13 protein-coding genes are annotated in these 13,257 nt (G+C 72.6%); 9 read left to right on the forward strand and 4 right to left on the reverse strand.

The annotated features are described in order from the left end of the window. Nucleotides 1-108: 108 nt before the first annotated feature. On the reverse strand, nt 109-1,008 hold the full coding sequence (locus OG344_RS20995; RefSeq protein ID WP_405089128.1) for a manganese catalase family protein: 900 nt from the start codon (nt 1,006-1,008) through the stop codon (nt 109-111). A 173-nt stretch (nt 1,009-1,181) separates the two neighbouring features. Further along, nucleotides 1,182-2,972 carry an AMP-dependent synthetase/ligase gene (locus tag OG344_RS21000; RefSeq protein WP_405089129.1) on the reverse strand — a complete coding sequence of 597 codons (1,791 nt, stop codon included), beginning with the start codon at nt 2,970-2,972 and terminating at the stop codon, nt 1,182-1,184. Between the two features lie 270 nt (nt 2,973-3,242). Here OG344_RS21000 and OG344_RS21005 point away from each other — a divergent pair, with 270 nt between their 5' ends. The 7 genes from OG344_RS21005 to OG344_RS21035 all read left to right on the forward strand — a co-directional run bounded on the left by OG344_RS21005 (nt 3,243) and on the right by OG344_RS21035 (nt 9,261). Beyond that, nucleotides 3,243-4,010 (forward strand): metallophosphoesterase, encoded by a 768-nt coding sequence (locus tag OG344_RS21005; RefSeq protein WP_150932991.1) that lies wholly within the window; start codon nt 3,243-3,245, stop codon nt 4,008-4,010. Between the two features lie 14 nt (nt 4,011-4,024). After that, nucleotides 4,025-4,462 carry an SRPBCC family protein gene (locus OG344_RS21010; protein ID WP_327045017.1) on the forward strand — a complete coding sequence of 146 codons (438 nt, stop codon included), beginning with the start codon at nt 4,025-4,027 and terminating at the stop codon, nt 4,460-4,462. Beyond that, complete coding sequence (locus OG344_RS21015; protein ID WP_405084543.1) at nt 4,459-5,619, forward strand: ArsA family ATPase; 1,161 nt, start codon at nt 4,459-4,461, stop codon at nt 5,617-5,619. Before OG344_RS21010 ends, OG344_RS21015 begins: the two co-directional genes overlap by 4 nt. Further along, nucleotides 5,616-6,077 carry a hypothetical protein gene (locus tag OG344_RS21020; protein WP_405084544.1) on the forward strand — a complete coding sequence of 154 codons (462 nt, stop codon included), beginning with the start codon at nt 5,616-5,618 and terminating at the stop codon, nt 6,075-6,077. The genes OG344_RS21015 and OG344_RS21020 overlap by 4 nt, the downstream gene beginning before the upstream one ends. Nucleotides 6,078-6,174: 97 nt before the next feature. Then, nucleotides 6,175-7,116, forward strand: a complete 942-nt coding sequence (locus OG344_RS21025; RefSeq protein WP_405084545.1) for an ROK family glucokinase — start codon at nt 6,175-6,177, stop codon at nt 7,114-7,116. Further along, the gene (locus tag OG344_RS21030) at nt 7,094-7,993 is read left to right on the forward strand and encodes an endonuclease/exonuclease/phosphatase family protein (protein WP_405084546.1); all 900 of its coding nucleotides are present in this window, start codon (nt 7,094-7,096) and stop codon (nt 7,991-7,993) included. The genes OG344_RS21025 and OG344_RS21030 overlap by 23 nt, the downstream gene beginning before the upstream one ends. Then, the gene (locus OG344_RS21035; RefSeq protein ID WP_405084547.1) at nt 7,990-9,261 is read left to right on the forward strand and encodes a hypothetical protein; all 1,272 of its coding nucleotides are present in this window, start codon (nt 7,990-7,992) and stop codon (nt 9,259-9,261) included. The genes OG344_RS21030 and OG344_RS21035 overlap by 4 nt, the downstream gene beginning before the upstream one ends. A gap of 91 nt (nt 9,262-9,352) precedes the next feature. Here the strand turns inward: OG344_RS21035 and OG344_RS21040 are convergent, their stop codons facing one another. Both OG344_RS21040 and OG344_RS21045 read right to left on the reverse strand, forming a co-directional pair. After that, nucleotides 9,353-9,883 (reverse strand): hypothetical protein, encoded by a 531-nt coding sequence (locus OG344_RS21040; protein WP_405084548.1) that lies wholly within the window; start codon nt 9,881-9,883, stop codon nt 9,353-9,355. A gap of 12 nt (nt 9,884-9,895) precedes the next feature. Next, a complete protein-coding gene (locus OG344_RS21045) occupies nt 9,896-10,660 on the reverse strand; it encodes an alpha/beta hydrolase (protein WP_405084549.1) in 765 nt (254 codons plus the stop codon). A gap of 116 nt (nt 10,661-10,776) precedes the next feature. Here OG344_RS21045 and OG344_RS21050 point away from each other — a divergent pair, with 116 nt between their 5' ends. Both OG344_RS21050 and OG344_RS21055 read left to right on the forward strand, forming a co-directional pair. After that, the gene (locus tag OG344_RS21050; RefSeq protein WP_327045025.1) at nt 10,777-11,475 is read left to right on the forward strand and encodes a lysophospholipid acyltransferase family protein; all 699 of its coding nucleotides are present in this window, start codon (nt 10,777-10,779) and stop codon (nt 11,473-11,475) included. 162 nt (nt 11,476-11,637) lie between these two features. After that, complete coding sequence (locus OG344_RS21055) at nt 11,638-13,182, forward strand: MDR family MFS transporter (protein ID WP_405084550.1); 1,545 nt, start codon at nt 11,638-11,640, stop codon at nt 13,180-13,182. The last annotated feature ends 75 nt before the right edge of the window (nt 13,183-13,257 follow it).

The following is a 13,257-nucleotide window of genomic DNA, read 5'->3' on the forward strand; positions in this document are numbered from 1 at the left end:
GGAGAGGTCTGGACGGAGGCGGCGCCCCGCCCGTCCCGGCGGCGTGCTGGAACGGGCGGCGTGCTGGAACGGGCGGAAGGCGGAGGCCGGGCGGGAGCGGGCCCGGCGTCAGGTGAACTTGTCCTTGAGCTTGCCCATGGGGCCGACCTCGGTGCCGAGGGCGGGGCTCTGCGGCTCTCCCATGCTGCCGTCGTAGGTGTCGTACAGCTTCGGGTCGGGCGGCGGGGCCTGGGCGAGCCCGCCGAGCGGTTCGGGGTTGAGAAGATAGCCGAACTGGTGGCGGCCGCCGGGCTGCGGCCCGCTCGCCCAGCCGCCCGCCTGCGCCTCGATGCCGTCGGAGAGGTCCCAGATCGTCTCCGCGTGCTCGGCGTGCTCCTCGTCGAACAGGTCGTCGGGCACGACGACGTCCTCCAGCCCGTCCGACTGGAGTTCCTCGATGGCCTTCAGCCACAGATTCTGGTGCAGGGTGTCGCGGGCGAGGTTGAACTTCAGCATGTCCTTGACGCCGGGGTCGTCGGTCATGTGGTAGAGCCGGGCGGTCTGCAGCCGGCCGTGCGCCTCGGCCGCGACGTTGGCCCGGAAGTCGGCCAGCAGGTTGCCGCTCGCCACGATGTAGCGGCCGTTCCAGGGATATCCGTTGCTGTCGGCGGGCAACGGGCCGCCGCCGGCCACGATGGCCTGCTGGGGGTCCATCCCGCCCAGCACCGCGCCGACCACCGGGTCCATGGTGGCCATCTTCGTGACCGCCGTCGCGGGCGCGCCCTCCAGCAGGCGCGCGACCATCGTGGCGAGCATCTCGACGTGCCCGATCTCCTCGGTCGCGATGTCCATGATCAGGTCCTTGTACTTGCCGGGCATCCGGCAGTTCCAGCCCTGGAACAGATACTGCATCGTGACCGTCATCTCGCCGAACGCGCCCCCGATCAGTTCCTGGAGCTTGCGCGCGTACACCGGGTCGGGCCTTTCGGGCTTGGCCTCGAACTGGAGGTGCCGGGTGTGCCGGAACAGGGGACTCCTCGCGTCGGAGATCGCAGTGGAGTCGCAGGCCTTGTACGGGTTGAGGGCGCGACCCCGCCGGTGCGGTCGATGTCGGGCGGCGGGCCGGGGGGCACGCATGAATCCCAACACGGGCCGCAACGGCACAGCGGGAGCGACACCTAACGAAGGACCAATGGTTGGGCTCAGTGGGCGTAGAGCTCGTCGATCTGCTTGGCGAAGTCGCGCATGACGAGGTTGCGCTTGACCTTCAGCGAGGGGGTCAGGTGGCCGCTCTCCTCGGTGAGGTCGGTTTCGAGGATCACGAACTTCTTGATCTGCTCGGCCTTGGAGACCAGCCGGTTGGCGCCGTCCACGGCCTGCTGCACCTCGGCGAGGATCTCCGGGTCCGTCGCCCCGACCTCGCTCTTCCCGTTGGCCTGCTTCCACTGCTCCAGGGCCTCGGGGTCGAGCGTCACCAGCGCCCCGATGAACGGCTTGTCGTCGCCGACCACCATGACCTGGCTGACGAGGCGGTGCGCCCGGATGGCGTCCTCCAGCGGCGCGGGCGCCACGTTCTTGCCGCCCGCGGTGACCAGGATCTCCTTCTTGCGCCCGGTGATGCGCAGGTAGCCGTCGTCGTCGAGGCCGCCGATGTCCCCGGTGTGGAACCAGCCCTCGGGGTCGACGGCCTCCTTGGTGGCCCGCTCGTTGTTCCAGTAGCCGTCGAAGACGTGGCGGCCCTTCACCAGGACCTCGCCGTCGTCGGCGATGCGGATGCTCACCCCGGGGAACGGCTTGCCGACCGTGCCGACCTTGTTGGCGCCCGGGATGTTGACCGTCGAGGGCGCGCTGGTCTCGGTGAGCCCCCAGCCCTCGAACACCTCGATGCCCACGCCGCGGAAGAAGTGGCCGAGCCGCTCGCCGAGGGCCGACCCGCCGGAGACCGCCGCCGTCAGGGCGCCGCCCGTCGCCGCCCGCAGCTTGCCGTACACGAGCCGGTCGAAGACCGCGTGCTTCAGCCGCACGCCGAGACCGGCCCCGCCGGAGCTCTCCGCCCTGCTCCACTCCACGGCGGCCCGTACGGCGGCGTGGAAGATCCTGCCCTTGCCCTCGTCGGTGGCCTTCTGCTCGGCGGCGTTGTAGACCTTCTCGAACACCCGGGGCACGCCGAGCAGGAACGTCGGCTTGAACTCCCTCAGGTCGGGGGCGACGTTCTTCATGTTCGGGCTGTGCGCGAGCACGGTGTGGGTCTCGATCAGCACGATCTCGATCAGCCGGGCGAAGCTGTGCGCCAGCGGCAGGAACAGCAGGGCCGCCCGTCCCCGCACCTCGAACAGCGCCTCCAGCGGCCCCTGCGCGACGTTGCGCGCGGTGAAGAGCAGGTTGTCGTGGGTGAGCCGGCAGCCCTTGGGCATGCCGGTCGTGCCGGAGGTGTAGATGATCGTGGCGAGGTCGCGGCCGCCCCGGCTCGCCCTGCGCTCGGCCAGCGTGCCGTCGCCCACCTCGGCCCCGAGCCGCTCCAGCTCGGCGAACCCGCCGCCGTCGATCCGCCACAGCGACGGCAGCCCGGGCACGGCCTCGCGTACGGTCTCCTCGTGCGCGGCCGTCTCCACGATCGCGGCCTTCGCCCCGCTGTCGGTCAGGATCCACTTCACCTGGTCGGCGGAGGAGGTCTCGTAGACGGGCACCCCGACCGCGCCGGCCGCCCAGATCGCGTAGTCGGCGACCGTCCACTCGTACCGGGTGCGCGACATCAGCGCGACGCGGTCGCCGGGCTCGATCCCGGCGGCGATCAGGCCCTTCGCGACGGCCGCGACCTGGTTCCTGAACTGCGCGGCGGTCACCGGCGTCCACGGCGCGTCCGCCGCCGCCCCGTCGTCCTTGCGGCGGACCACGACGGCGTCCGGCTCGTCCACGCCGCGCCGGAACACCACGTCGGTGCAGTTCGCGGACGGAGGCACGTCCACCAGCACGGGAACGCTGAACTCGCGCACGGTCACTCCTTCGCGCACGGCCCCGCGGCCTCCAACGGCAGCGCCGGGACCGCGTGCGGACCATCACTCTTCGGGTCTCACTGGACGCTACCGTCCGAAGTTACACAGGGGTAGATCCGTCACCCAGGCGTTATCCGAAGCGTCGTCCAGAGCGTCATCGGGATCGAAAACGACGCTATCAGGGTCTCTGACACCTTCCCCCGCGCGGCGGGCCGGACACCTTTCCGTGACTCGAGCGGTGCTCGGTAAAGCCGCCGTTATCATCTCGTCATGCGAATCCACGTCGTCAGCGACGTCCACGGCCGGGCCGACGCGCTCGCCCGCGCGGGCGACGGGGCCGACGCGCTCGTCTGCCTCGGCGACCTGCTCCTCTTCGTGGACTACGCCGACCACTCGCAGGGCATCTTCCCCGAACTGTTCGGCGCGGAGAAGGCGACCGAGTACGTCGGGCTGCGCACGGCGGGGCGCTTCGACGAGGCGCGGGCGATGTCGGCCGGGCTGTGGGCGGCCCTCGGCGGTGACCCGCGGGAGCACATCGAGACGGCGGCCCGCCGCCAGTACGAGCGGATCTTCTCGGCCATGCCGACGCCGGCCTATCTCACGTACGGCAACGTGGACCTGCCGCGCCTGGGGACCGATCACCTGCGCCCGGGGCAGCGGGTCCTGGACGGGGAGGTCGTGGAGATCGGGGGGCTGCGGTTCGGGTTCGTCGGCGGCGGCCTGCGCACGCGGTACCGCACGCCGAACGAGATCGACGACGAGGAGTTCGCGCGCAAGGTCGAGGCCGTCGGCGAGGTGGACGTGCTGTGCTGCCACATCCCGCCGGCCATCCCCGAACTGCTCTACGACGTGGTCGCCCGGCGGTTCGAACGGGGGAGCGAGGCCACCCTGGAGGCGATCAGGAGGACGCAGCCGCGGTTCGCGCTGTTCGGCCACGTGCACCAGCCGCTCGCCGGACGCGCCCGGGTCGGCCGTACGGAGTGCGTCAACGTCGGTCATTTCCGCGGCCGTGGCACGCCTTTCGCCCTGGAGTGGTGAAGTACCGTTGGCACATGGCTGATCGCACTTCGTCGAGCATCACGATCGGCGCCGGCCGGTCGACAATCATGGCCGTCATCGCCGACTTTCCCGCGTACCCGCAGTGGGCGGGCCAGGTGAAGGCGGCGGAGGTGCTGGAGACGGACGAGGACGGCCGTGCCACCCGGGTCCGTTTCGTCCTCGACGCGGGTGTGATCAGCGACGAGTACGTCCTCGGCTACGACTGGGACGACGACGCGGGCGTGAGTTGGCGGATCGTCGACGCCGGCCGGATGGTCTCGGGCCTGACCGGCAGCTACCGCCTGACCGGCAACGGCGCCGGCACCGAGGTCACCTACGACCTCGCCGTGGACCTGAAGGTCCCCATGATCGGAATGATCAGGCGCAAGGCCGAGAAGGTCATCGTCGACACCGCGCTGAAGGGGCTCAAGCGGCGCGTCGAGGGCCGATGAGGGTCCTCCTCTTCACGGGGAAGGGCGGGGTCGGCAAGACCACCGTGGCCGCCGCGACCGCCACGCTCGCCGCCGGTCGCGGGCGGAGGACGCTGGTGGTCTCCACCGACACCGCGCACTCGCTCGCCGACGCGCTGGGCGTGCCGCCCTCGGACGCCCCGGTCGAGGCCGCGCCCGGCCTGCACCTGCAGCAGGTGGACACCCAGAGATCGCTGGAGCGGCACTGGGGCGAGTTACGCGACTACGCCCGCGACGTGCTGGCGGAGCTCGGCCTCGACGAGGTCACCTCCGAGGAGATCACGGTCCTGCCGGGCGCCGAGGAGGTCATCGCGCTGCTCGAACTGCGCGAGCAGGCCCGTTCCGGCCGGTGGGACGTGATCGTCGTCGACTGCGCGCCGACGGCCGAGACGCTGCGCCTGCTCGCCCTGCCCGAGGCGCTCGACTGGCACGTCAACCGGCTGCTCCCGGCGGGCCGGCGGCTGCTCGGGGCGCTGTCGCCGGTCATCCGGCACGTCGCGAAGGTGAGTGTGCCCCAGGGCGAGGTCATCTCGGCCGGAGAGCGACTGCACCGGGGCCTGCTGGAGGTGCGGGCGCTGCTCGCCGGCGACGACGCGTCCGTGCGGCTCGTCCTCACCCCCGAGGCCGTGGTCGTCGCCGAGGCCCGCCGCACGCTCACCTCCCTCAGCCTGTACGGCTACCGCGTCGACGCGGTGATCGCCAACCGGGTCTTCCCGGCCGAGGACGCCGACGAGTGGCGGCGCCGGTGGGTGGAGGCCCAGGCCAGGCAGCTCGCCGGCGTACACGAGTCGTTCGCGCCGCTGCCCGTCCTGACCGTTCCCTATCTTCCGGGCGAGCCCGTCGGCACCGAGGCGCTCGCGCGGGTCGGCGAGGAGCTCTACCGGGGCCGCGACCCGTTCGCCCGGCCGGACGTGGAGCCCCCGCTGCGGATCTCCGCCGACGAGCTGTCGCTCCGCCTGCCGCTCGCCGACCGCGACGACCTCGACCTCGCCCGCAAGGGCGACGAGCTCATCGTCACCGCCGGGTCCCACCGGCGCGTCGTCGCCCTGCCCGCGGCCCTGGCCAGACGGGAGATCTCCTCGGCCGCGCTCCGGGACGGCCGGCTCCGGGTACGGTTCGAGGCAGGAGGGGCGAGATGACGGATTCGAACGACAGCACCGCCCGCCGTCAGGACCCGGTCGGGTCCGCGGCGGAAGAGGCGATGAAGCTGCTCGACGCCGTGCAGCGGCGGATGGGCCGCGAGTTCGGCAAGGGCCTGGTGAAGGGCGGCGTGAGCGGCATCGGGTCCGCCTTCGGCGGCGCGAGCGGCATCGGGTCCGCGTTCGCCGGCGGCGGCGCGGGCCGGTCCGGCGACGTGTGGAGCGAGGCCGTGTCGGAGGACCACGACGAGTACGTCTGCCGCGCCTGCCCGGTGTGCCGGGTGATCGCCGCGCGCCGGGAGGCCGGCGGGGACGTCACCGGCCACCTGATCGCGGCCGGAGGTGAACTTTTCGCGGCGTTCCGGGAGGCGGTCGACGCCCTGCAGCGTCCCCCGGCTCGGCCCGACGGCGAGCGGCGATCCGGCGAGACCGAGGTGGAGCACATCGATCTGGCGTGACAGGGCTGTTAACGGGACGCGTCGGTGGAATTGCCACAACCCTGCGCGATCGGCTTCAATCAGCGCGGCGTAGCGGATCGGGCGGAAGGACGACAGCATGGCGCTGACCATCGGCGTGGACGTCGGCGGCACCAAAATCGCGTTCGGGGTCGTGGACGAGAGCGGCGGCATCCTGGAACGCGGCCTGCGGCACAGCCCCGCGGGCGACCCCGAGAAGATGGCGCTCACGATCGCCGATGTGGTGAACGAGCTCGCGGCGCGGCACGAGGTCGAGGCGGTGGGCATCGGCGCGGCGGGGTTCGTCGACGAGACCCGGTCGATCATCCGCTTCGCCCCCAACCTGGCCTGGCGGGAGGAGCCGCTGCGCGAGAAGGTCGGCGAGCTGGTCGGCCTGCCGGTCGTCGTGGAGAACGACGCGAACGCCATGGCCTGGGGCGAGTATCGCTTCGGCGCGGGCCGGGGCGAGAGCCACGTCGTGTGCGTGACCGTGGGCACGGGCATCGGCGGGGGCATCGTGCTCGGCGGCGACCTCTACCGCGGCCGGTGGGGGATGGGCGCGGAGCTCGGCCACATGCAGACGGTGCCCGGCGGCCGCCCCTGCGGCTGCGGCAACAACGGATGCTGGGAGCGGTACGCCAGCGGCAGTTCGCTGCTGGCGGAGGCCAAGGCGAACGCGGCGGCCGACCCCGCCGCCGCCACCCACCTGCTGCGGCTCGGCGGCTCGGTCGAGGGCATCCGGGGCGAGCACGTGACCGAGGCGGCCCGCCTGGGCGACCGCGCGGCGCTGGACGCCTTCGGGTCGCTCGCCGACTGGCTCGCGCAGGGCCTCGCGGACCTGGCCGCGATCCTCGACCCCGGGTGCTTCATCCTCGGCGGAGGCGTCTCCGGCGCCGCCGACCTGTTCGCCGGCCGGGTCCGCGACGAGTTCGCCGCGCGGCTGACCGGCCGGGGCCACCGTCCGCTCGCCGACATCCGGGTGGCCGAGATGGGCCCGTCCGCCGGTCTGGTGGGGGCCGGTGACCTCGCCAGGCTCCGCTGAGCACGTGCCGGAGGGCGCGTCCGGGAGCGTGCTGCGGGTCGCGACCTACAACGTCCGCGGGCTGAAGGACGACCGGAGGGCGCTGGCCCGGGTGATCAGGGCCCTCCGGCCGGACGTGCTGTGCCTGCAGGAGGTGCCGCGCCTGCCGGTGCGGCGGCACGGGCGGCCGGTGTTCAGCCGCGCCGTCCCGGTCTCCCTGACCGCCCTCGCCCGCGCCGCCGGGCTGTGCGTGGCCGCCGGAGGCCGGCTGAACGGGACCGCCGTCCTCGCCTCCCCGGCCGTACGGCTGCTGCGGGGGGAGGGGCGGCGCCTGCGGTGGTTCACCGGTCTCGAACGGCGCGCGGTCGCCGTGGCGGTCGTGGAGAAGGGCCGGGACAGGTACGCCGTGTGCTCGGCCCACCTCGACCTCCTGGCCGGGGCGCGGCTGAGCCACGCCGCCGAGATCGTGCCGATCCTGGAGGGCGCCGCCCGCGAGTTCGGGGCCGCGCCCGTGCTGGCGGGCGACCTCAACGAGCCCCCCGGCGCCCCGGTCTGGCGCCTCCTCGGGGCCCGGTACGCCGACTGCTTCGCCGCCGCGCCCGAGGCCGGGGGTTCCCGTACGGCTGACGGCATGGCGGAGAGCGGCGGCGGGGGCGGCGCGACGTTCCCGGCCCGCGACCCCCGGGTGCGCATCGACGCGATCTTCGCGGGGCCGGGCCTGATGGTCCTCTCGTGCGGCGGGGCGGACGTGCCCCCCGGCGATCTGGCCGCCGCCAGCGACCACCGCCCGGTCGTCGCCGAGGTCGTGTCCGGGCATCGCGCGGGGGGCCGCTCCGAGCCCGGAACCGCGACCTGCGCGACGAAGAGGGTCCCGTTCCCCGTACGATCGTTGCCATGACCCGACGCCGCATCCGGCGTGCGGTGCCGTTGTGTGTGCTGTCCGCCGGTCCGCTGGCCGGCCTCCTCCCGTGCGCCACATCGGTCGCGCACGCGCAGACAGGGCACGTGCAGACAGGGCACGTGCAGACAGGGCACGTGCATACAGGGCACGTGCAGACAGGGCACGTGCAGACAGGGCACGTGCATACAGGGACCGCCCCCGCCCGGCCGGAGCGAGCCCCGTCGGGAGACGAGGTCGCCCTGGGCCCGGGGCTCCCCACGGGGCATCTCAGGACCGACGCCTCGCTGTCCGACGTCGCCGGCCTCTCGGCCAGGGACGTCTGGGCGGTGGGCCAGCAGGAAGCCTGGGACTTCTGGCGCAACCGGGGAGTCATCACCCACTGGGACGGCTCCTCCTGGGGCGAGGTGCCGATCAGGGGCGACGCCACGGGCGCCGGGCACCTGCGGTCGGTCGCCGCCGCCTCCCCGGGGGAGGTCTGGGCGGTGGGCGACGGGCACGACGGCCTGCCGTATCTCGCGAAGGGGTCGGCCGACGGGTTCGACCGGGTCAGCGTGCCGCGGCTGCGTACGGGTGACTGGCTCGGCGGGATCGCCGCGTCCTCCGGCCGGGTGGCCGCCGTCGGCAGCCGCGACGGCCAGGTGTTCCTGCTCAGCAGCGGCGGCGCCGGCAAGGGGGCCGTCTGGAAGACCGGTCAGGGGCCCGGCGGAGCCCTGTACGGCGTGGCGCTGGCGGGCAGGTCGGACGGCTGGGCGGTGGGCGACTCGGGCGACGGTCCCCTGGCCATGCGCCTGGCCGGCGGCGGATGGAAGCGGGCCGACCTGCCGCGGATCAAGGGCGGCTTCCTGCGCGACGTCTACGCGGAGAGCCGCAAGCGGGCGGTCGCGATCGGCGGCGTCTACCGGGACGGGAAGATCTCCCCGCTGGTCCTCGACTGGGACGGCAGGCGCTGGAAGCGGGCGAAGCCGCCGGAGCGGCACGCCGAGCTGTACGGCGTGACCGGCGACGGCGAGGGCGTGTTCTGGATCTCCGGCTACGACCCCGCCCGCGCCGCGGAGGGGTTCCTGCTCCGCTACGACGGGTCGCGCTGGACCAGGCTGCGCGGCCAGGCGTCCGGCGCGAACCGCAAGGTGCGGTTGCAGGCGGTCACCCACGTCGGCGGGCTGACCATGGCCGTCGGTCACGTGCTGAACGGCAGGGACGGCAAGGAGCGCTACACCGACCTCGTCGAGCGGTTCGGCCCGTCGCACGCCCTCGCCGCCCGCTGAGCACAGCCCGGTGAGCCCACCCGGTGAGCACAGCCCGGCAGGGCGGTCCGGCGGGGCGGTCGGGCGGGGTCCGGCGCGGCAGGTGCGGGGATCAGATGACCGCGCCGTCGTCCCAGCCCGAGTCGGTGGGCGGGCCGTCGCCCATCCGTACGACGAGGACCACGAACCCGGCGATGAAGGCCGCCACGGCGGCGAACACGATCCACCCGTCCCTGGGCCAGTCGAGCAGCGCGGCCAGCAGCAGATAGGCGGGGCCGCCGAACAGCGCGAGCCACGACGCCCGCGTGATCGCGTCCGCCTGGGGGAGCGGCGGCGGGGGCGGCGGGATGTAGTGGTCGTCGTCCTCGCTCACCGCGACGGGGGCCGACCGGCCGTCCGCCTCGTCCGGGCCCTCGCCGGCGGCGTCGTCAGGATCGCCGCCGTCCGGGGCGCCGTCGCGGTCATCGCCGGCGGAGCCGTCACCGGAGCCGTTGCCGACGCCGTTGCCGACGCCGGGGCGGGGCTCCTCGGTCACGTTCTCGCGATCGGGCCATGGCTGATCGGCCGAGGCGTCCTCGGCCTTTTCGTTGAACGAGGCGACGATCTGGCGCCAGACCTCGTCCTCGTCACTTTGCGGTGTCACGTCGATCCCTGGTCACAGGTCCTTCGTCAAGGGTACCGAGGCGTGGGAGCGGATGAACTCCAGGCTCCCCTCGAAGATCGCGGGCGCGTCGTTGTCCAGGGTGGCGACGTGATAGCTGTCCGTCAGCTCCCTGACCTCCAGATTGTCCCCCAGCCTCGCCCGGAGGAACGCCACGCTCGCCGGCTTCACCACGTGGTCGTCCCTGCTGTGGAACACCAGCAGCGGCTGCGTCACCTCGCCGATGTCCCGCTGGACCAGCTTCCACAGCTGGGGGAGCGTGGCCGCGGCACGCACCGGTGTGCGCGCGTAGCCGAGCTCCGCCATGCCCTCCTTCTTGATGTCGCCCGCCACGCCGGGGACCGAGGGCACCACGAACTTCAGCGCCGGGGCGAACCGCAGCAACGGCGCGTCGCTGACCACGGAGGGGTTGACCACCACGACCCCGCGTACGGCGTCGCCGTGGACCTCGGCCAGGCGCAGCGCCATGCAGCCGCCGAGGGACAGCCCCGCCACGAACACCTCCGAGCACCGGCCGCGCAGGTCGGCGAACGCCTTGCCCAGCTCGGCGTACCAGTCCTCCCAGCGGGTGCGGCTCATCTCTCGCCAGCTCGTGCCGTGGCCGGGCAGGCGCGGCAGCGAGACGGTCAGCCCGGCCCGGGCCAGGTGCTCGCCCCACGGCCGGAGGGACTGCGGCGAGCCGGTGAACCCGTGGCAGAGCAGGACGCCGATCTCGCCGCCGTCGTGGTGGTACGGCTCCGCACCGGGCAGCACTGGCATGGGAGACCTCCGTCGGACGGCGGCGTGTTCCGCCCGATACTCGCACGTTGGTCAGCGTTAGTGCGAGAGGGCTGGGCGTGCGAAGATGACTTCACATCAGAGCCGAGGGAGTCCGCGTGTTGTACTGGGTGGTGAAGGCCATCCTCTGGCCGCTCCTCCACTTCGTGTTCCGCCCCTGGGCGGAGGGCGTGGAGAACGTCCCGAAGGAGGGCCCGGTCATCCTGGCCGGCAACCACCTGTCGTTCGCCGACCACTTCTTCGGCGCCGGGTTCCTGCCCCGCAAGGTCATCTCGCTCGGCAAGGCGGAGTACTTCACCGGCAGCGGGATCAAGGGCCTCGTCAGCCGGGCCTTCTTCTCGGCCGTCGGCACCGTGCCGATCGACCGCTCGGGCGGCAAGGCGAGCGAGGCGGCGCTGCGCACCGGACTGCGCATCCTCAAGGAGGGCAAGGTCCTCGGCATCTACCCCGAGGGCACCCGGTCGCCCGACGGCCGCCTCTACAAGGGCAAGACGGGCGTGGCGCGGCTCGCGCTGGAGTCTCGGGCGCCGGTGATCCCGTGGGCCATGGTCAACACGTTCGAGATGATGCCTCCCGGGCGGCCCGTGCCCAGGTTCGGCATCCGTCCCGGCGTCCGGTACGGCAAGCCGCTCGACTTCTCCCGCTACTACGGCATGGAGAACGACCGCCTGGTGCTCCGCGCCGTCACCGACGAGATCATGTACGTGCTGATGGAGCTGTCGGGCCAGGAGTACGTCGACAAGTACGCGGCGGCGGCCAAGACGGAAATGACCCGGGCGGCCCGCGAGAATTCCTAATACTTCCGGACTGGACGGGTAACGTGGCGATGTCCGCCGCGCACGTGATTCAGAGGTTCAGATCGGAAGGCGCATGCCCGAGCCAGCACACAGGTGCCGTACGTCGCCGTCGCCCGCCGGGCAGGGGTCCGGCCCAGGCCGGGCGTCACGGGGGCGCGCGGCATGAGCGTCCGCGAGGAGCAGCAGGCCGCGCCGGAATACCTGCCCCACCGTCAGATCCTGATCGTCCTTTCCGGGGTCGCCGCCGGGATGCTGCTGGCCGCGCTCGACCAGAGCATCGTCGGCACGGCCCTGCCGCGCATCGTCAGTGAGCTCGGCGGCCTCGACAAGCTCTCCTGGGTGGTCACGGCCTACCTGCTCACCTCGACCGCGGCGACCCCGCTGTGGGGCAAGATCTCCGACCTGTACGGCAGGCGAGTGATCTTCCAGACCGCGATCGGCATCTTCCTGCTCGGCTCGGTCCTGGCCGGGCTGAGCCAGGACATCGGCCAGCTCATCGCGTTCCGCGCGTTGCAGGGCCTCGGCGGCGGCGGCCTGATGTCGCTGGCGTTCAGCATCATCGGCGACGTGATCCCGCCGCGCGAGCGCGGGCGTTACCAGGGATACTTCGGCGCCGTCTGGGGCACCTCCAGTGTGGCCGGGCCGCTGCTCGGCGGGTTCTTCACCGACGGCCCGGGCTGGCGGTGGATCTTCTGGATCAACCTGCCGATCGGGGTGATCTCGCTCGTCGTGACCTCGGTGGCGCTGAAGATGCCCACCGTGCGCCGCAGCCACCGCGTCGACTACCTCGGCGCGACGCTGATCGTGGCCGCCGTGTCGTGCTTCCTGCTCTACCTCGACTGGGCGGGCAACAAGCTCGGCTGGACGGCCCCCGGCGCGCTGGCCCTGCTCGCCGCGTTCGTGGCGTTCGCGGCCCTGTTCGTGCTGGTGGAGCTGCGGGCGCCCGAGCCGATCCTGCCGATGCGCCTGTTCCGCAACGGGGTCTTCAGCGTGGGCAACGCCTTCAACTTCCTCGCGGGGCTCGCGATGTTCGGCGGCATGATCTTCCTGCCGGTCTACCTGCAGACGGTGCAGGGCATGTCGCCGACCGTGTCGGGCCTGGCGCTGCTGCCCGCGGTGGTCGGCATCTTCTCCACGTCGATCACCTCCGGCCAGCTGATGAGCCGCACCGGGCGCTACAAGATCTTCCCGATCCTCGGCGCTGCGGTCCTCCTGGTGGCCCTGTGGCTGCTGTCCACGATCCGGGTGGACACGCCGTACTGGCAGGTGGCGATCTACGCCTACCTCTTCGGCGCCGGGCTCGGGTTCACCATGCAGACGGTCGTCACCGCGATCCAGAACGCGGTGGAGCGGGCCGACATGGGCGTGGCGACCAGTTCGGCGACGTTCTTCCGGATGATGGGCGCCGCCATCGGCACGGCGGTCATGGGTGCGGTCCTGACCAGCCGGCTCACCCACCACCTGGCCGCGGAGTTCGGCGGCCGGATGCCTCCGGGAAAGGTGAACGCCGACAACGTGCAGGCGATCCAGCACCTGCCGCAGCCGGTCAAGGGCCACGTGCTGGTCGCGTTCACGAACGCGATCGACGACGTGTTCCTCACCAGCCTGCCCTTCGTCGTCGCCGCGCTGGTCGTGGCCCTGTTCCTCAAGGAGATCCCGCTGGCGTCCCGGGGCGGCGATGGCCAGGCCCAGGCCGGCATGGGCTGACGGCGCTGGAGTGGGGTCGGCCTGGGGTCGGAGCGGGCTCTGGTCCGGGCCGACCCGGAGCCGGGCCGGGCGGGT

This window comes from Microbispora sp. NBC_01389, from assembly GCF_045040095.1.
Classification (GTDB): domain Bacteria; phylum Actinomycetota; class Actinomycetes; order Streptosporangiales; family Streptosporangiaceae; genus Microbispora.

What these genes read in the sequence shown, in the direction of transcription:
- OG344_RS21005 (WP_150932991.1), top strand. Translation starts at nt 3,243, where the DNA reads ATGCGAATCCACGTCGTCAGCGACGTCCACGGCCGGGCCGACGCGCTC.
- OG344_RS21010 (WP_327045017.1), top strand. Translation starts at nt 4,025, where the DNA reads ATGGCTGATCGCACTTCGTCGAGCATCACGATCGGCGCCGGCCGGTCG.
- OG344_RS21015 (WP_405084543.1), top strand. Translation starts at nt 4,459, where the DNA reads ATGAGGGTCCTCCTCTTCACGGGGAAGGGCGGGGTCGGCAAGACCACC.
- OG344_RS21020 (WP_405084544.1), top strand. Translation starts at nt 5,616, where the DNA reads ATGACGGATTCGAACGACAGCACCGCCCGCCGTCAGGACCCGGTCGGG.
- OG344_RS21025 (WP_405084545.1), top strand. Translation starts at nt 6,175, where the DNA reads ATGGCGCTGACCATCGGCGTGGACGTCGGCGGCACCAAAATCGCGTTC.
- OG344_RS21035 (WP_405084547.1), top strand. Translation starts at nt 7,990, where the DNA reads ATGACCCGACGCCGCATCCGGCGTGCGGTGCCGTTGTGTGTGCTGTCC.
- OG344_RS21045 (WP_405084549.1), bottom strand. Translation starts at nt 10,660, where the DNA reads ATGCCAGTGCTGCCCGGTGCGGAGCCGTACCACCACGACGGCGGCGAG.
- OG344_RS21055 (WP_405084550.1), top strand. Translation starts at nt 11,638, where the DNA reads ATGAGCGTCCGCGAGGAGCAGCAGGCCGCGCCGGAATACCTGCCCCAC.